13 protein-coding genes, 1 pseudogene and 1 riboswitch are annotated in these 17,954 nt (G+C 44.3%); of the genes and pseudogenes, 9 read left to right on the top strand and 5 right to left on the bottom strand.

What is annotated here, in order from left to right; all coding sequences use genetic code 11:
- The first annotated feature begins 1 nt into the window (after position 1).
- Positions 2-2,287: a cytochrome c biogenesis protein CcsA gene (locus C9991_RS13455; protein ID WP_106813036.1), complete on the top strand. Its 2,286-nt coding sequence runs from the start codon at positions 2-4 to the stop codon at positions 2,285-2,287.
- A gap of 688 nt (positions 2,288-2,975) precedes the next feature.
- On the opposite strand, the pseudogene C9991_RS13450 reads toward C9991_RS13455, so the two are convergent.
- Positions 2,976-3,872: pseudogene (locus C9991_RS13450) on the bottom strand (IS3 family transposase); the annotation flags it as partial.
- 38 nt (positions 3,873-3,910) lie between these two features.
- Entirely contained in the window at positions 3,911-4,267 is a 357-nt protein-coding gene (locus C9991_RS13445; RefSeq protein ID WP_106810835.1) for a helix-turn-helix domain-containing protein, read from the bottom strand.
- A gap of 229 nt (positions 4,268-4,496) precedes the next feature.
- Positions 4,497-4,592: riboswitch (TPP riboswitch) on the top strand.
- A gap of 100 nt (positions 4,593-4,692) precedes the next feature.
- Here C9991_RS13445 and thiS point away from each other — a divergent pair.
- The 8 genes from thiS to C9991_RS13405 all read left to right on the top strand — a co-directional run bounded on the left by thiS (position 4,693) and on the right by C9991_RS13405 (position 13,683).
- On the top strand, positions 4,693-4,890 hold the full coding sequence (gene thiS, locus C9991_RS13440) for a sulfur carrier protein ThiS (protein WP_106813035.1): 198 nt from the start codon (positions 4,693-4,695) through the stop codon (positions 4,888-4,890).
- Between the two features lie 90 nt (positions 4,891-4,980).
- The gene (locus C9991_RS13435) at positions 4,981-5,751 is read left to right on the top strand and encodes a thiazole synthase (RefSeq protein WP_106813034.1); all 771 of its coding nucleotides are present in this window, start codon (positions 4,981-4,983) and stop codon (positions 5,749-5,751) included.
- 302 nt (positions 5,752-6,053) lie between these two features.
- Positions 6,054-7,745: a phosphomethylpyrimidine synthase ThiC gene (gene thiC, locus C9991_RS13430; protein WP_106813033.1), complete on the top strand. Its 1,692-nt coding sequence runs from the start codon at positions 6,054-6,056 to the stop codon at positions 7,743-7,745.
- A 9-nt stretch (positions 7,746-7,754) separates the two neighbouring features.
- A complete protein-coding gene (locus C9991_RS13425; RefSeq protein ID WP_106813136.1) occupies positions 7,755-8,444 on the top strand; it encodes a HesA/MoeB/ThiF family protein in 690 nt (229 codons plus the stop codon).
- A 15-nt stretch (positions 8,445-8,459) separates the two neighbouring features.
- Positions 8,460-9,602, top strand: coding sequence for a 2-iminoacetate synthase ThiH (thiH, locus tag C9991_RS13420; RefSeq protein WP_106813032.1), 1,143 nt, complete (start codon positions 8,460-8,462; stop codon positions 9,600-9,602).
- Positions 9,603-9,704: 102 nt separating this feature from the next.
- The gene (locus C9991_RS13415) at positions 9,705-10,865 is read left to right on the top strand and encodes a hypothetical protein (RefSeq protein WP_157949483.1); all 1,161 of its coding nucleotides are present in this window, start codon (positions 9,705-9,707) and stop codon (positions 10,863-10,865) included.
- 117 nt (positions 10,866-10,982) lie between these two features.
- A complete protein-coding gene (rlmD, locus tag C9991_RS13410) occupies positions 10,983-12,404 on the top strand; it encodes a 23S rRNA (uracil(1939)-C(5))-methyltransferase RlmD (protein WP_106813030.1) in 1,422 nt (473 codons plus the stop codon).
- A 145-nt stretch (positions 12,405-12,549) separates the two neighbouring features.
- Positions 12,550-13,683, top strand: a complete 1,134-nt coding sequence (locus tag C9991_RS13405; RefSeq protein WP_106813029.1) for a porin — start codon at positions 12,550-12,552, stop codon at positions 13,681-13,683.
- 487 nt (positions 13,684-14,170) lie between these two features.
- On the opposite strand, the gene C9991_RS13400 is transcribed toward C9991_RS13405, so the two are convergent.
- The 3 genes from C9991_RS13400 to C9991_RS13390 all read right to left on the bottom strand — a co-directional run bounded on the left by C9991_RS13400 (position 14,171) and on the right by C9991_RS13390 (position 17,923).
- Entirely contained in the window at positions 14,171-15,697 is a 1,527-nt protein-coding gene (locus tag C9991_RS13400; RefSeq protein ID WP_106813028.1) for a peptide MFS transporter, read from the bottom strand.
- 40 nt (positions 15,698-15,737) lie between these two features.
- Positions 15,738-16,448 carry a porin family protein gene (locus tag C9991_RS13395; protein ID WP_232823354.1) on the bottom strand — a complete coding sequence of 237 codons (711 nt, stop codon included), beginning with the start codon at positions 16,446-16,448 and terminating at the stop codon, positions 15,738-15,740.
- Positions 16,449-16,558: 110 nt separating this feature from the next.
- Positions 16,559-17,923, bottom strand: coding sequence for an amino acid ABC transporter substrate-binding protein (locus C9991_RS13390; RefSeq protein WP_368356639.1), 1,365 nt, complete (start codon positions 17,921-17,923; stop codon positions 16,559-16,561).
- Between the last annotated feature and the right edge of the window lie 31 nt (positions 17,924-17,954).

Below are 17,954 nucleotides of genomic sequence, written 5' to 3'. Positions count from 1 at the left end.
TATGCAAAAAACCACAAAGACCCTACTGTTTGCCATATACATTCTCGTCGTTGTGTGCATGGGGGCAGCAACAGTAATAGAGAAGTATATGGGCAGCGATTATGTTGCATCATGTATATATGGCTCATGGTGGTTTGTGCTCTTGTGGGCTGTACTTGCCGCATTGTCGATAGTGTATTTTGTAAGACACATGACTAAGGCATGGACCGGCATTGCCTTGCACATGGCATTTGTCATAATACTTGTTGGTGCATTTGTTACACATGTTAGTTCGCAACGAGGCCAGATACACCTGCGCAAAGGAGTATTCAGCAACCAGTACACCATTGTAGACAAAGACAACAAGTATCACGAGGCTACGCTTCCCTTCGAAATACGTCTCGACAGTTTTGAAGTGAAGTATCATGCCGGAACAGATGCGGCGCAAGACTATGTATCGATATTCACTATCAACGATGACGGCAAGTCAGTAAAAGGCAAAGTGTCGATGAACAAAATTTTCAGTTATGGTTCTATGCGACTATACCAGGCGTCTTACGACAACGACATGCTTGGAGCATCGCTATCAACCAATTCAGACCCAATTGGCATTCCGGTGACATACACTGGCTATGCTCTTCTCTTTATATCGCTTGTTGGTATGCTCCTCGACCCAAGGGGAGCATACCGTAAGCTTTTGCACAGCAAGATGCTAAAGCGTGGAGCATTGCTTATAGCGATGCTCTTTGGCATGTATGCACCTAATGAAAATGGTGCTTATGCCGAAGACAAGTCGGGAGATGTAAAAGCACGATCCCTGCCACAAGAGACAGCCGAACAGTTTGGCAATCTATTCATACTGTACAACAACCGCATCTGCCCAATGCAGACATTTGCCATCGACTTTACAAAGAAACTATATGGAGCTGATAGCTACAAAGGACTGACAGCCGAGCAAGTGCTGACGGGATGGATATTCTGGGGAGACGATTGGATGAACGAGCCTATGCTTAAGATTAAGGGCGGCGAGCTGAAGAATACATTACAACTGCCCGACTATGTATCGGCAAACACCTTCTTTAATAAAGAGATGGGCGGATATACCATCGGACCCTATGTCAAGGAGTATTATGACGGCAATCACGATAAGTTTAACACCCAGGCTGTTGCAATAGACGACAAGATACAGTTGCTTGTCAACCTGCAACGCGGAGTTGTGCTTAAGATTTTTCCGTATACACAACAAGGCAAGACAACATGGCTTGCACCAACCGACGAGCAACCACAAACAATGAGTCTTCAGAATAAGAGGTTCATTAAATCTGTACTTGCCCTACTCTACAGCGAAGCCGAAGCAAAGAACTATAAGCAGATGGACGAAATTGTAGGCAAGTTGCTGAAGTATCAGGCAAGCAACGCTGGCACATCGCTGCCTACAGCCAATCAGGTAGCAGCCGAACGCACATACAACGACATTCCGTTTGCCAACAACCTCTTTATGTTATGCCTAACCATGGGATTCGTAACATTTATGTATACCGTAGCACGACTATGCCGAAAGTGCAGGACAGGCAACAGCCTTGACACACATGCCGACATCATTATAGTATGGCTATCGCGTGGCATAATGCTGGCAGCATTCATATCGCTAAGCTATTGCGAGTATCTGCGCTGGACTATCAGCGGCACCATGCCTATGGCAAACGGATACGAGACAATGCTATTTGTAACATGGATTGTGATGCTGGTATCGCTTGCACTAAGTTTTAGGTTCCGTATACTGCTTACTTGTGGTTTCTTGATGTCAGGATTCTTCTTGCTTGTGAGTCATCTTAGCGAGATGGATCCACAGATAACACACATCATGCCTGTGCTCAACTCGCCATTGCTCAGCATACATGTGTCAATCATCATGATAGGCTTCGCCTTATTGTCGCTGACATTCATTTGCGGTCTGACAGCACTTATTGTGAGATACCTCAACCACAATTCCGCAGATATAATGCTTGCACTTCAGCAACTATCATTGCTATTTCTATATCCAGCCATTGCAACAATGGGCATAGGCATATTCGTAGGAGCAATATGGGCAAACGTATCATGGGGCGAATACTGGGGATGGGACCCCAAAGAGGTATGGGCACTTATTACATTTATGGTGTATGCAGCGGCATTGCACCCAAAGACGCTGCCACAATTGCACAAGCCCATAGTGTATCATATATTTATGGTAGTGGCATTCTGCACAATCATCATGACCTACTTTGGCGTGAACTACTTCTTGGGTGGAATGCACAGCTATGCTTAATGCACAAGCAAATTAGCTACATTAATGTCCCGTTAATATAAGGACAATAATGAAAGTAACAGTTCAGAATTATCTTTACATATAGTAGGAGGAGGGTGTGTCAAAACTCCCAATATAAATAACTAAAAACTCGTTGTACGTTCTTGTGTGGATGTACAACGAGTTTTTAGTTATTTATATTGGGAGTTTTGACACACCCTCCTCCTACAGATTGCTGTTCATATATAAAGATAAATATGAATACTTACTTATGATAATAACTTAAAGTTCTATTCCGTGTCACGGAATGGCCGTTCCGTGTCGTGGAATGGCCGTTCCGTGACACGGAATACACATTCTATGACACGGAACGGAGATTTATATTGTTTGTACAAATAATATATTGTGGTTTAACGATTTTAGTTGACCACTCTAAGTATTATTGATAATACAAGTTGACTCAGTTATTACTTATTTATAATTCACGTTGACTTATTTAATTTTAGTCATACTTATAGTTGACTACTTATGCCTATAGTCACAAATAAAATTACCCTTCATATCTCCGCAAAGAAACATGTTGGGGGATAATCCTGAGCGTAGCTTCCTTGGTAAGTTTGGGTTGGGCTCGATGCCCAACTCAAACTTTTTACGTTGGTGGCTTAAACCATCACGTAGTTCCTTGGTGGTGCAAAGATACAAAAAGATTCTAAGCAACCTTAGCTTTTATCGCTTTTTCTCTGTAACTTATCCATCTTTTATCAATCTCGCCTCTTTTCTTTGCAGCCTCACGAGGGGTCAAGCCGTCAAGACTCAAATGTGGACGTTCTTCGTTATAGAAGCGGATGGCAGCCTTTACTGCCACCAAGACCTCTGATATAGAAGTAAACGACATGCCTTTCAAAAGCTCGTTCTTGATAGTATTGTTGACTCTTTCTGCAACGGCATTGTCCTTGGGATTGCCTGTTTCCGTCATGCTGATTTGTATGTTGTATTGCTTGAGCAAACCAGTATATTGGTAACTTGCATACTGAACCCCACGGTCAGAATGATGAATCAGTTGGCTAAGGTCATTTCCTTTGTAGTAATCCAAAGCCATCTTAAGGGCTTCTATGGCATGAATAGACTCTAGCGTTGGAGCGACACTATACCCGACTATCTCCTTTGTATAATAGTCCGTAATGAGGGCAAGATAACAGAACTTGTACTCACCGCTCTCGGGGTCGAGATAATATGGTATATACGTTATGTCACTGACAATCAGTTGGCATGGACGGCTGGGAAGCAAATCCTTAACAATATTAGGATACAATGGAAGGTCATGGGCGGAGTCTGTTGTCTTCACCCTACGTTTTACCTTTCGTACCTTAAGGTTGTATTTCTCGACAATGTCATAAAAGCGGTTGTAGCCAACACTTCTGGATACGCCAAATTGCCTTTGGTACATGAACCAAAGCTTATTGCCGCCAATACCTGGGTCTTTCTTGCGAACGCCTTTGATGAACTCTACAACGAACGCCTCTTGCGCAACCTTTAACATGGAACTGTCACCATGTTTGTAATAGGCTTGCTTGGTTACACCAAGTAACCGACACATCGAGATGACTGGATAGAGTTTGCCATCTCGTGTGTGAAGCCTGTTTGCTACTTGGTGCCAGCTTTTTTTAAGTCAATACCATAGACTTCCTTGCCAAAGGCTACCATTTCTTCATAGAAGTCTGCACGAAGGCGCTCCGATTTTACTTGCTTCTTCAGCTCTGCTATTTCCTGAAGCAGTTGCTTATAGTCCTCAGGAATGATTTCTTTACCTTTTTTACTCATTTTTTCTGCCAATTCTGAGTTTTCGGCTTCAAAAGTACGAATTTTACGGTGAACGCTGCTAGGAGCAATACCAACGTTTTCAGAAATTTCAATCATTGTAAGGTGTTCTAAAGCATAAAGACGATAAATCTCCTTGCTTAATTCAACTTCCTTTAATGTCTCTTCTAATGATTTTTTCATTTCACTTACATTTTAGGGAGTCAACCATATTTACAAAAAGACATATTTTACTGAACTTTCTCAAGTTTAGAGAATTCAGTAGTTAAAGGAGTTAAGAAGTTCTTGCAAGCAAGCGGCAAAGCCGAGCGAAGCCAAATGCTTTAAATGCTAAAATCAAGCAAAAAACTTAATGAAGTTTAAACTAAATAATTTGCACAGCTGAAATATTATTTGTTACTTTGCATTTTAGAGAACTATCACGGGGTGCCGAATGTCTTCGGCTGAGATTATACCCATAGCACCTGATGCGGATAATGCCGCCGAAGGGAAAATGATATAACTTCAATCAAAGTATACATGTAGGGAGAACATCCTGCAAAGTCCAAAAGACGGATACCCTTAGTGAGGTTTATCACATTGTTTATATAACCAAATTAAGGCGAACTATGAATATCAAGATTAACAACAAGGAGACGGAGGTAAAGGCTACGTCGTTGCAAGAACTGGCTACAGAATTGTCGTTGCCAGAGAAAGGCGTGGCTGTAGCTGTAAACAACCGTATGGTAACACGTACTGACTGGAACCAGACAGCAATTAAAGAAGGCGACAATGTTGTTGTCATCAAAGCTGTGTGCGGAGGATAGTGGAATTAAGAGTTAAGAGTTAAGAGTTTTGATTTTTGATTTTTGAATTGAAACGATATAAGCAACTAATAAAAAAACTAAATAATAATTATGGAAAAGCTGACAATCGCAGGACGTGAGTTCAACTCGCGCCTGTTTCTTGGTACAGGAAAATTTAACAACAACACACTTATGGCTGAAGCTATAAAGGCTTCAGAGACAGAGATGGTGACAGTGGCTATGAAGCGTATTGAGCTTAACGACGAGCATGACGACCTACTGTCACACATCATACAGAACCCAAACATCCAGTTGCTGCCAAACACCAGTGGTGTACGCAATGCTGAGGAAGCTGTATTTGCTGCACAGATGGCACGTGAGGCTTTCGGTACCAACTGGCTTAAGCTTGAGATACATCCCGACCCACGTTATCTGTTGCCCGACTCAGTAGAAACACTTAAGGCAACCGAACAACTTGTGAAGATGGGATTTGTTGTGTTGCCTTATTGCCAGGCTGACCCTACACTATGCAAGCATCTTGAGGAGGCAGGAGCTGCTACCGTTATGCCACTTGCCGCTCCTATCGGCACAAATAAAGGCTTACGCATGAAGGACTTCTTGCAGATTATCATCGAGCAGGCTACTGTGCCTGTAGTGGTTGATGCTGGTATTGGCGCTCCGAGCCATGCTGCCGAGGCTATGGAGATGGGTGCAAGTGCATGTCTTGTTAATACTGCCATTGCTGTAGCAGGCAATCCTGTGGAAATGGCAAAGGCATTCAAGGAGGCTGTAGTATGCGGACGACGTGCTTACGAGGCTGGCCTTGGTGCTATAAGCGATTGTGCTGAAGCAAGCTCGCCACTCACACAGTTCCTCATGTAAACGGGTACACGTATAATAAAATTCACGTGTAATGGACGTTAATTATTATTTCGTGTAATGGACGTTAAGTAATAGTTCAGAATTATCTTTACATATAGTAGGAGGGTATGGCATCCTTGCCATGCCCACTAAAAAACAGGTTGGACAATCATGGCAGAGTGAGTATGGCAAGGATGCCATACCCTCCTACAGATTGCCACTCACATATATATAAAAATAAATATTATTCAACGAGTGCAGAGCGCAGTAGAAGCTATATGATTCTTCACTCTTCGTTCTTCACTCTTCACTTAAAATAAATTATGCCAAACGACAACAAAGCTTACGCCAAGAGAGAGAAGGCGTATATGCCGGGAAAACTCTTCCCTGAGATAAAGGTAGGAATGACAAAGGTTAACCTCACTCCCACAGTAGTCAGAGACGAGAAGGGACTGCCGCACATGACACCTAATGAGCCTGTATACATCTACGACACAAGTGGTCCGTATAGCGACCCTAATATAGAGATTGACCTCAAAAAGGGTCTTCCACGTATGCGTGAGCAGTGGATTATCGACCGCAACGATACAGAGCAGCTGTCAGAGATAACAAGCGAGTATGGCAAACAACGTCTTGCCGACCACTCGCTCGACCATCTTCGCTTTGAGCATATCTGCTTGCCGCGTCGTGCACGTGAGGGTAAGCATATCACTCAGATGGCTTATGCAAAGGCAGGTATCATCACTCCCGAGATGGAGTATGTTGCCATTCGCGAGAATATGAACTGCGAGGAACTTGGTGTTAAGTCGAATATCACTCCTGAGTTTGTGCGCGACGAGATAGCACGCGGTCGTGCCGTTCTTCCAGCCAACATCAATCACCCTGAGAGCGAGCCGATGATTATCGGACGCAACTTCCTTGTGAAGATTAATACCAACATAGGCAACTCTGCCACTACTTCGAGCATAGACGAGGAGGTAGACAAGGCAGTATGGTCGTGCAAGTGGGGTGGCGACACCTTGATGGACCTCTCTACTGGAGACAATATACATGAGACACGCGAGTGGATTGTGCGCAACTGTCCTGTGCCTGTAGGTACTGTACCTATCTATCAGGCGCTTGAGAAGGTGAATGGCAAGGTAGAAGACCTTAACTGGGATGTATTCCGCGACACACTTATCGAGCAATGTGAGCAAGGTGTAGACTATTTCACCATCCATGCAGGTATTCGTCGCCACAATGTACACTTGGCAGACAACCGCCTTTGTGGCATCGTGAGCCGTGGCGGTAGCATTATGAGCAAGTGGTGTCTAATACACGACCAAGAGAGTTTCCTCTATGAGCATTTTGACGACATCTGCGACATCGTGGCTCAGTATGACGTAGCCCTTTCTCTTGGCGACGGATTGCGTCCTGGATGTATTGCCGATGCCAACGATGCTGCCCAGTTTGCTGAGCTCGACACTATGGGCGAACTTGTGACACGTGCTTGGGAGAAGAATGTACAGGCATTTATTGAGGGTCCTGGTCATGTGCCATTGCATAAGATTAAGGAGAATATGGAACGTCAGCTCGACCATTGTCATGAGGCTCCTTTCTATACACTTGGCCCGCTCGTAACAGATATTGCTCCAGGCTACGACCACATAACTTCTGCCATCGGTGCTGCACAGATAGCATGGCTTGGCACGGCTATGCTCTGCTATGTCACTCCTAAGGAGCACCTCGCATTGCCTAATAAGGAGGATGTGCGCACGGGTGTTGTAACATATAAGATAGCTGCCCACGCTGCCGACATTGCCAAGGGTCATCCTGGTGCTACTATTCGTGACAATGCTTTATCAAAAGCTCGCTTCGAGTTCCGTTGGCGCGACCAGTTCCATCTATCACTTGATCCGGACTTGGCTCTAAAGTATTTTGAGGAAGCAGGTCATACAGATGGCGAGTATTGCACAATGTGCGGTCCTAACTTCTGTGCAGCCAAGCTGACTCATGACTTGCGTAAACTGAAATAAATGGAATTAATCAATCGTTACAATCGTCAGATTATGCTCCCCGAAATAAGCGAGGAGGGTCAGAAGAAGATACGTACAGCCAAGGTGCTGCTTGTGGGTGTCGGAGGACTTGGTTCTCCGATAGCCACCTATCTTGTAGGCGCAGGCATCGGACGCATTGGTATTATCGACGATGATGTTGTCGATATTACCAATCTTCATCGCCAAGTTCTCTACACAGAGAAAGAGGCTGGACTGCCTAAAGTGGAATGTGCCAAGCGCAGACTACAAGCTCTAAACAGCGAGGTAGAGATAGACGCCTATCCTTATCGACTTACCAAGGAGAATGCTCATGAGCTGATAAGTCGCTACGACATAGTGGTGGACGGCATGGACAACTTCATGACTCGCTACATCGTGAGTGATGAATGCAAACTACAAGGCAAGCCTTATGTCTATGGTGCCATACGTGGACTCGACGGACAAGTGGCTGTGCTATGCAAGGGACATACCACTTATCGATCATTGCTTCCTGACGAAGAGGCTACATTAAGTATGCCCCATCCAGGCAAAGCTGTACTCGGCACAACACCTGCTGTAGTGGGAAGTGTAGAAGCATGTCAAGTACTTATGCTTGCAGCTGAATTTGGCGAACCTCTCATCGATAAGCTTTGGACTGTTGACCTAAGTACGATGATGAGTTATGTAATTGAGATGTAAAAAAGAAATAAAACAATGTTTTCAGACGAATTAAAAAAGATTAGTTGGCAGGAGACCACGGAACGCATCGCGAGCATGACCGCCAATGATGTGCGACGTGCTCTGAGCAAGAGTCATTGTGATATAAACGACTTTATGGCTATGCTATCGCCCGCAGCCGAACCTTATCTTGAGGAGATGGCCCGACTGTCACGCAAATATACCGAGGAACGCTTCGGCAAGACAATGTCGATGTTCATTCCTTTATATATAACAAACTCTTGTTCAAACTCGTGTGTCTACTGTGGATTTCATGTACAGAACCCTATGGCACGCACCATCCTCACCCCTGAGCAGATAGAGGACGAATACAAGGCTATCAAGCAGCTCGCTCCTTTCGAGAACATCCTTCTCGTTACTGGCGAAAATCCAGCAAAAGCAGGCACTCCTTATCTTGCCAAGGCTATTGACATTGCCAAGAAGTACTTCTCGAATATCAAGATAGAGGTGATGCCTCTATCAACAGAGGATTATCGCACATTGGCACAACATGGCATGAACGGTGTAATATGTTTCCAGGAAACCTACAACCGCGAGCATTACAACATCTATCATCCACGTGGAATGAAGAGCAAGTTTGAATGGCGTTGCGATGGTTTCGACCGTATGGGTATGGCTGGTGTTCATTCTATAGGTATGGGTGTGCTTATTGGTCTTGAGAAGGATTGGCGTACTGACGTTACTATGATGGCCTATCACCTGCGTTATCTGCAGAAGCATTACTGGCGCACTAAGTATAGTGTAAACTTCCCACGTATGCGTCCTGCACAGAACGAGGGATTCCATCCCAATTGCTATATGAGCGACCGTGAGCTTGCACAGGCTACATTTGCCATGCGCATCTTCGACCATGATGTAGACATCTCTTATTCTACACGCGAGCCTGCCTTTATACGCGACAATATGGCTACACTTGGTGTAACAACCATGTCGGCTGAGTCGAAGGTTAATCCTGGAGGTTATCACACTTATCCCCAAGCACTCGAACAGTTCAGTGTTAGTGATGAGCGCACAGCAAAAGAGATAGACCGTCGTCTGCGTGAGATAGGGCGCGAGCCTGTATGGAAAGATTGGGATGCATCATTCGATTTGTTCAACCCATTGAAGAAAAAGGCGTAAATAAAAAAGAAAAAGCCCCACCCCTAACGTCTTTTAAACAATAGCTACATATCACTCCCCCTTCCTTATGGGGGAGGGATTGGTGGTGGGGCTTACGATATTATGAAAAAACTATTATTCTCTCTTCGTACTCTCTTTGTTGTATGCTTATTGGCAACAACAACCACTACCGTCCTTGCCGTCAACGGTACAGAGAGTGTTAAGGCACATTATCTGCCAGAAGAAACAGCAGCACGGTTTGGCGAGCTTAACATCTTACATAACAACCGCATCTGTCAGATGCAAACATACGCTATATACTTCACAAAGAAGCTATATGGTTCGGACACCTACCAAGGATTAACTGCCGAGCAAGTGCTTACGGGCTGGATATTCTGGGGAGAGGAATGGATGGACGAGCCTATGCTTAAGATGAAGGACGGCGAGATGAAGCAGAGGATGATGTTGCGCAACTATGTGTCTGCCAACACCTTCTTCAAGCGCGACAACAGTATATACACTATCGACAAGTATGTAAAGGCATATAATAAAGGTAATAAGGACGAGTTTCATAAGCAAGTGATGTCTGTAGACAACAAGATACAGTTGCTTATGAATCTGCGACGCGGACTGTCGCTCAAGATATTCCCCTACTCCATTAAAGACTCTACAATATGGTATGCCCCAACCGAAGACTTGCCAAAGGCTATGGACTTTAAGCACCAGGAGTTTATACAAACGGTCTTTACACAACTTTTCGACAATGCCGAGACAAATAACTACAAGCAGATGGACCTGATTGTGGACAAGATGCTAAAGTACCAAAGAGCAAATGGCGGCACTTCACTACCATCTGCCAAGCAGATACATGCCGAGCGCACATGCAACAACATACCCTTTGCCACAATAATCTTTATCGTATGCATTGCTATGGGCGTTTCCACCTTATTATATACTATATCACGTCTGGGCAGACAATACTGGCTAAAGAAGAACCACGACGTGCGTGCCGGCAGAAAATCGCGTATGGACACAGCCATAACATTGGCCTCGCGCCTTGTTATGCTAATAGCTTTTGCCACAATAAGCTACTATCTGTATCTGCTTAAGACCATAAACGGCTCGCTGCCTATGGCTAACAAGTATGATATTATGCTGCTTTCGGCATGGACTATTATGCTTCTGTCGCTTGTTGTTGGTTTGAAGTATCGCATCTTGCTGCCGATAGGTTTTATTGTATCGGCAGTAATACTCGGCATAAGCATCTTTGCAACAACTGTCTAATGCCTTAGTGATGTAGAGAATATTTCTACCCCATTTACGAGATTTAGAGGCAATTAGTCGGTTAATCTCAATAAAAATGCCTAATTTTGCATTCTAATAAGAATTTCAAAATAGTTTATGGCAAGAAAAAAGAAACCACTTCCTATACTTGAAAACGTTACGATTGAAGCTGTAGCAGCCGAAGGAAAGTCGTTGGCACATGTCAACGACATGGTTGTGTTTGTACCTTTTGTAGTACCAGGCGATGTTGTCGACCTACAGGTACGCAAGAAGAAGCACAGCTATTGCGAGGCTGAAGTTATAAGATTCATTAAGAAGAGCGATGTGCGCGAAGTACCTATGTGCGAGCACTTCGGTGTATGTGGCGGATGCAAATGGCAGAACCTGCCTTATGAGGAGCAACTCAAGGCTAAGCAAAAGCAGGTACACGACCAACTAACACGTATCGGCAAGATTGAATTGCCCGAGTTCCGTCCTATTATGGGAAGTGTACATACAAAGGAATATCGCAACAAACTGGAATTTGGTTGCTGCAACAAGCGTTGGCTTACACGCGAGCAGGTAGCCGAAGGAACCAAGTTTGACAATATGAACGGCATCGGATTCCATATCACTGGAGCATTCGACAAGATTCTACCTATAGAGAAGTGCTGGCTTATGGACGACCTGCACAACCGCATACGCAACTCTATACGCGATTATGCATTCTCTACTGGCATGACTTTCTTCGACCTACGTCAGCAGCATGGACTATTGCGCGACATTATGATGCGCAACTCTAATACAGGCGAATGGATGGTACTTATACAGTTCCATTACGACGAGCCAGGCGATGAGGAACGTGCAATGGGATTGTTGCAGCATGTAGCCGACGAGTTTCCTGAGATTACATCGCTTATGTATGTTGACAACCAAAAATGCAACGATACATTTGGCGACCTCGACCTCAATGTGTTCAAGGGCAACGACCATATCTTTGAGACAATGGAGAACCTGCGCTTTAAGGTAGGACCAAAGAGTTTCTACCAAACCAATACAGAGCAGGCTTATCATCTATACTCTGTAGCTCGCGACTTTGCCGGACTTACTGGTAACGAACTGGTATACGACCTTTATACAGGAACTGGAACCATAGCCAACTTTGTGGCTCGTCAGGCTCGTCAGGTTATAGGTATCGAGTATGTGCCTGAGGCAATAGAGGATGCAAAGGTAAACTCTCAGGTAAACAATATCGACAACACTAAGTTCTATGCAGGCGATATGAAAGACATCCTTAACGACGAGTTTATTGCCGAGCATGGACGTCCGGATGTTATCATTACCGACCCACCACGTGCCGGAATGCACCCAGATGTAATAGAGACCATATTGCGTGCTCACCCAAAGCGCATTGTATACGTTAGCTGCAACCCTGCTACTCAGGCACGCGACCTGCAAGCCCTTGATGTGGCATATAGCGTAAAGGAGGTTCAGCCCGTGGATATGTTCCCACATACACCACATGTAGAGAATGTTGTGCTACTTGAAGAAAAGAAATAATAGAATTAGGAGTTAGGAGTTTTGAATTAGGAATTATTCTCGGCAATTAATTCAAAACTCATAACTCCATAATTTATAACTCATAACTTTATAATTCAAAATCGGCAAAGCCGACAACTCAGAATTCAAAATTCAAAATTCAAAAATGAAAATACTAACCTCACTCGCTCTTGCCGCACTCGCAACTATCAGCGCATCGGCACAAGACAAAAAGCCACAGATACAAGTGCTTAGCGACATCAAGTTCAGCGGCTACGTAATGACACAATTCCAGGCAAGCGACCAGGAAGACAAAGAAAGCAACTCGTTTAACATACGTATGGTGCGTATGGCTCTTGAGGGCCGACTGTTGCAAGACTTCTATTGGAAGGTACAGATTCAGGCAAACGGCAACACATCTAACCTTGGTTCTTCGCCTCGTATGGTGGATGCCTTTGCCGAATGGCAGAAGTACGACGCCTTTAAGATAAAGGCTGGTCAGTTTAAGCGCCCATTCTCTTTTGAGAATCCTATGCACCCTATCACACAGGGATTTATGGGTTACTCTCAGAATATAACCAAGTTGTCTGGCTTTAGCGACCGTGTTGGCGAACATGCAAGCAACGGTCGTGACGTAGGTGTACAGATTCAAGGCGACTTCCTAAAGAATAACGCAGGACGCAACCTTGTACACTATCAGGTAGGTGTATTCAATGGACAAGGTACAAACCAGAAGGATGTAGACCAGCGCAAGGATATTATCGGTGGCGCATGGGTTATGCCTATAAAGGGATTGCGTATTGGTGCATTTGGATGGACAGGCTCGTATGCACGCAAGGGTACATGGACTGAGGTTGACGCCAATGGCAATACACATGACAAGAGTGGTGTGCGCTCTGTATCAAAAAACCGATATGCCTTTAGTGCCGAATATGCTGCAAACGACTGGACAGTACGCTCTGAATATATCCATAGCCAGGGTTATGGTTTCAAGCAATCAATGTCAAGTGGCAAGGAGACCGACTGCAACATAAACTATGCAGCAGGCGACAAGGCCGATGGCTTCTATGCTCTTATGATTGCTCCGGTTGTATCGAAGAAGTTGTATGCCAAGGCTCGTTACGACATATATCGTCCACGTGCCGAATGGTCTACATCTAAGACCAACTACGAGATTGGTGCCAACTACTGGATTGGCAAGTCGATAATGATTGGTGCCGAGTATGTGCGTGTAAACGACCGCAGCTTGAAGAAGCACGACTATAATATGGTGGATGTAGAACTTGACGTAAAGTTCTAAAAGGGTTTCCAACAGACTTAAAGAAACAGAAAAATAGTTAGACTCTTAATTTTTTATGGGGGGGGGGGGAAAAATCAAAATTTTCTCCTTCTCCTTTTTTTTATGATATAATAAATCGGAGAAAACCTATTTAAAGACTATATTCATAAAACCAATTAACAACATTATTAATTAAACTGAAATGAATAAGTTTATTAATCAATCTTCGAGCAAAGCTCATCATAAGGATGACGCTGACATTTTTCGAGAGCAAAGCCTACGTGCCATACGCCGTCGCAAGCTATGCTCTAAATACCTGTTTTGGGTATTGACCATATTAGCCGTTGCAGTGGCATTATTTGCTATCTATCTTTGTGTATTTGGTGTTTAACACCTAATATATATATTAAGCGTTAACGCAAAAAACATCAATAAAAAAAACTCGTTGCATATCCATGCTTGGATATACAACGAGTTTTTTTTATTTCTAATGATTGAATAATGCTTATTAGCTAACCTTGTTAAGCTTCTTGATGATAGAGAAGATAAAGAGAGCTGATACAAGGCAGATGCCAGCCAGAACTCCCCAGATTGTAACAAGGCTGAAGTTTGCACCCCACATAATGCCAGGAACCATAACAAGCTGGTTGCCGATAGCTGTAGCACCAAACCAAAGACCCATCATCAAACCTGCATACTTAGGAGGTGTTACCTTAGTTACGAATGAGATACCAATCGGCGAAAGCAACAACTCGGCAAAAGTAAGGATAAGATAAGTAGAGATAAGCAAGTTAGCACTAACACGTGTACCCTCAGTTGCAGGGTTGCCCTGTGCCAATGGAAGCTCAAGACCCATAGAGCCTACAGCCATCCAGATAAAGCCAAGAGCTGCAACAAGCATACCAAGACCAATCTTCTCAGGAGATGTAGGTTCCTTGCCCATCTTGTTAAGCCAAGAGAAGAGAGCAACGCTTACTGGAGTCAAAGCAACAACATAGCAAGGATTGAACTGCTGAAAGATAGGAGCCTTAACGTCTACAGCACCCTCAAGACCATTATACTTGTAGAACAAGAAGGCAATAGCTGCAACGATGATAGCCAATGAAATGCCCTTGCCCTTACCTGTCTTGCTCTGGGCTACACCAAACGAACCGTAAACAACGAAGATACAAGCTACAAGGTTGGTTACGTCAAACGCCATTGACTGGATACCAGTTGAAGTAGTCAAGGTATAATCGCGTGCAAACAATGTCAATGTATTACCGTTCTGATGGAATGCCATCCAGAAGAAGATAACCACAGCAAACACAAGGCACAAGCAGATGATGCGCTCCTTTGTCTCGGCAGGCGAGAGCTCTACTACAGCTGTTTTCTTTGCGTCGGCAGCCTTGTCCTTTGACTCATTTGCAAGAACGTGCTTGTAAGTGAAGCTAAAGATGTAATAGATAGCAATACTAATGATAAGAGAAACACATGCCACAGCAAAAGCGAAATGGTATGAATCCTCTACACTTACGCCAAGACTTTGCTGTGCCCAGTCCATAATCTTAATGGCTGTTGTAGGTGCAAACATAGCACCAATGTTGATAGCCATATAGAAGAGTGAGAAACCTGAGTCGCGCTGGCTGGCATACTCGGGAGCGTCATATAGACGACCTACCATTACCTGCAGGTTGCCTTTAAACAGACCTGTACCCAAGGCTATAAGGATAAGCGATAGGCCCATAGCAGCAATAGCTACTGTATCCTTGCCAAGAGGCAGTGAAAGCACGAGATAGCCTATGAACATAATGAAGATACCTGTGGTAACCATACGTCCAAAACCGAACTTATCGGCAGCGAAACCGCCAATAATCGGAAGGAAATAGACCATCATTAGGAAGGTTGAATAGATTGTACTTGCCAGACCAGTTTCAAAACCGAAGTTTGCCTGGAGGTAGAGCAAGAATACAGCAAGCATTGTGTAATAACCGAAACGCTCGCCTGTGTTGGCTAATGCCAAGGCCCATAGACCTTTTGGTTGATTTTCGAACATAAAAACTTGTTTGATTGTTGTTATTAATTTAAGAATATATCTATTTGCTTCGTATTACATCGAACAGATAGGTCAGCTTGACAACAATGTTTGAGTGGTTTGACTTTGCAAAGTAGTCGCGCTTTGAGTCGCCATAGATATTGCCCAAACCATAGTAGTAGCGGCCTTCAAGCAGGAAGTGACCTACCTTTGGATGACTATACTCAACACCCATTCCGGCTGCAATACCATAATCGAACTTATTCTCTACTGGCATATTATACTGTTCGGCCGTTTGGTTGGAGCGGTCGGCAGTATTGCGGTTGTCATAACTAAAGTTGGTCTTTGTCTTCTCGCTAATAAGATAGCCAAACTGCGGACCTGCCTTAAAGAAGAACTGCATTCCTTTCTGCTCCCTACCCCATGCCAGATGTGCAAAGATAGGCACCTGGATATAGTCTAAATCGCGCTGATAAGCCTCAGCTATGCCAGTTGTTGGATTTATCACTGGTTGGTCGTCGGTAGTCAATATACTCTCTTTCCAACCTATACGCGCATAGTTCACCTCGGCGGCAATAGAGCAAATCGTATTGAAATACTTCTCGCAAGTGTATCGCATCGATAGTCCAAACGTAATGCCGGTATGACTGTCTTGCGTCACTTTTGGCGTAAAACCTACGTTACTCATAACGTATCCGCCACTGAAGCCTATCGAGAGGTCGTTGCGATGGTCGCCTATCTGAGCCTGCATAACAGTAGGAAGCATTAGCATCAACACAACTGGAGCCACAAACTTAAGCACAGCACCCAGCGCAACATGTCCTAATCTAAATCTTAATAACATATATATAATAAGGTATATTATTGTCTTAATATTCCAACTTAATACGATATCGACTCCATCGTATGATTCGTCTTATAGTGAACCAGCATAAACGCCGAGTTCTGCATACCGCCACCTTGCACATACTTAAACTTCAACGGAGTCTGCAATGGTGTATATGTGCTCTGCTGACTTGTGCCTGTGAACTTGCCACCATACTTATGCAGTCCACGTATAAAGAACTGTGCATGATCGTAGCCCGTGATAGCAAATCGAGGCAAAGCCTGACGCATATCAGACTTGAACCATCTACGATAAGAACGCTCCAAGTTGGCTGTGCGCGAAGCAAGCGGATTATAGTAGAACGATGTTGGTATATATGCGTCGTAGCGGTGATAATATTCAAGGTAAACCTTGGTATACATAAGCCACTCGGTATAGCCAAATAGCGAGATGCGCATGGCAGGCGCCGTAACCTTTAGTCCGTTAAGCTTTGCAAGAGTCACGTTAAGTTCTGGCGAGCGTCCTGTATTAAGCACTACCACGTTTTGCTTAGAGGCATCGAAAGCCTTGGCAAACATTGCCTCCGACGATTTAAGATTGGTTATGCTATAACCTATGCCCGCTGCCTCCATACGCTTACGCAATGCAGATGTGAACACACCCTTGCGACTTGTTGTGTCGTTGCAATCGATAATCACGGCATGACATCCCTTGAAACGCTCAACAAATGCATTAACAGCCAACTCGTTCTGCAACTGCGGCGACTGATAAACCTGCATGATATGGTCGTTGGATGCCACATCGTTGCCACTGATAGAGAACGGTATTACAAGCTTAATGTTGTTGCGACGGCAGAAGTCGCCCATTGACTTTACCTGCTTAGTGTAAAGCGGACCAAATATAATGTCGCAATCCTTGGCATTGTTGTCGGCCAAAGTCTGCTGAACATTTGCATCGATAGGCACATTCCATGCTTTTACATCTGTGCTTATGCCATGAGCCTTAAGACTGTCGCAAGCCATAAGTATGCCACGATAATACTCTACCATACGCTGACCGTCGCCATCTACATTGTGCAATGGCAACATCACGCCTATACGTACAGCCGAGCTGCTCTTCTTTACTGCCGGTGTTGCGGGTTGCTGAGTAGACTGCACCGGTTGAGGTGTCGTTGTTACAGGCGCAGGTATAACAAGTTGGTCGCCCTTCTGCAATGTATAGTCAGGCTTCTGCATATCCGGATTGGCAGAAATAAGCTGGTCTATCGTGATGTTGTATTTCTTGGCAATGCCGTAAATGGTATCCTTCTTCTTAACCTTGTAAAGGTCCTGATACTTCATTGTCTGCGCCGACACCGCGGCAGCAAAGACAAGAGCGCACAGACAAAGAAACAATCTGATATTGCGTTTCATAATGTTCATACTTTTTAAGTTAACATTGTTTTGTTTTTAT

The organism is Prevotella merdae (assembly GCF_900290275.1).
Lineage (GTDB): Bacteria > Bacteroidota > Bacteroidia > Bacteroidales > Bacteroidaceae > Prevotella > Prevotella merdae.
Note: the sequence above shows the minus strand (reverse complement) of the source record. Positions and strands in the feature narration are given on the sequence as shown.

Excerpts from the sequence above, each read along its gene's own strand:
- C9991_RS13415 (WP_157949483.1), top strand. The coding sequence starts at position 9,705 with ATGAAAAAACTATTATTCTCTCTTCGTACTCTCTTTGTTGTATGCTTA.
- C9991_RS13390 (WP_368356639.1), bottom strand. The coding sequence starts at position 17,923 with ATGAACATTATGAAACGCAATATCAGATTGTTTCTTTGTCTGTGCGCT.
- C9991_RS13395 (WP_232823354.1), bottom strand. The coding sequence starts at position 16,448 with ATGCTAATGCTTCCTACTGTTATGCAGGCTCAGATAGGCGACCATCGC.
- rlmD (WP_106813030.1), top strand. The coding sequence starts at position 10,983 with ATGGCAAGAAAAAAGAAACCACTTCCTATACTTGAAAACGTTACGATT.
- C9991_RS13405 (WP_106813029.1), top strand. The coding sequence starts at position 12,550 with ATGAAAATACTAACCTCACTCGCTCTTGCCGCACTCGCAACTATCAGC.
- C9991_RS13400 (WP_106813028.1), bottom strand. The coding sequence starts at position 15,697 with ATGTTCGAAAATCAACCAAAAGGTCTATGGGCCTTGGCATTAGCCAAC.
- C9991_RS13455 (WP_106813036.1), top strand. The coding sequence starts at position 2 with ATGCAAAAAACCACAAAGACCCTACTGTTTGCCATATACATTCTCGTC.
- thiC (WP_106813033.1), top strand. The coding sequence starts at position 6,054 with ATGCCAAACGACAACAAAGCTTACGCCAAGAGAGAGAAGGCGTATATG.
- thiS (WP_106813035.1), top strand. The coding sequence starts at position 4,693 with ATGAATATCAAGATTAACAACAAGGAGACGGAGGTAAAGGCTACGTCG.
- C9991_RS13445 (WP_106810835.1), bottom strand. The coding sequence starts at position 4,267 with ATGAAAAAATCATTAGAAGAGACATTAAAGGAAGTTGAATTAAGCAAG.
- C9991_RS13435 (WP_106813034.1), top strand. The coding sequence starts at position 4,981 with ATGGAAAAGCTGACAATCGCAGGACGTGAGTTCAACTCGCGCCTGTTT.
- thiH (WP_106813032.1), top strand. The coding sequence starts at position 8,460 with ATGTTTTCAGACGAATTAAAAAAGATTAGTTGGCAGGAGACCACGGAA.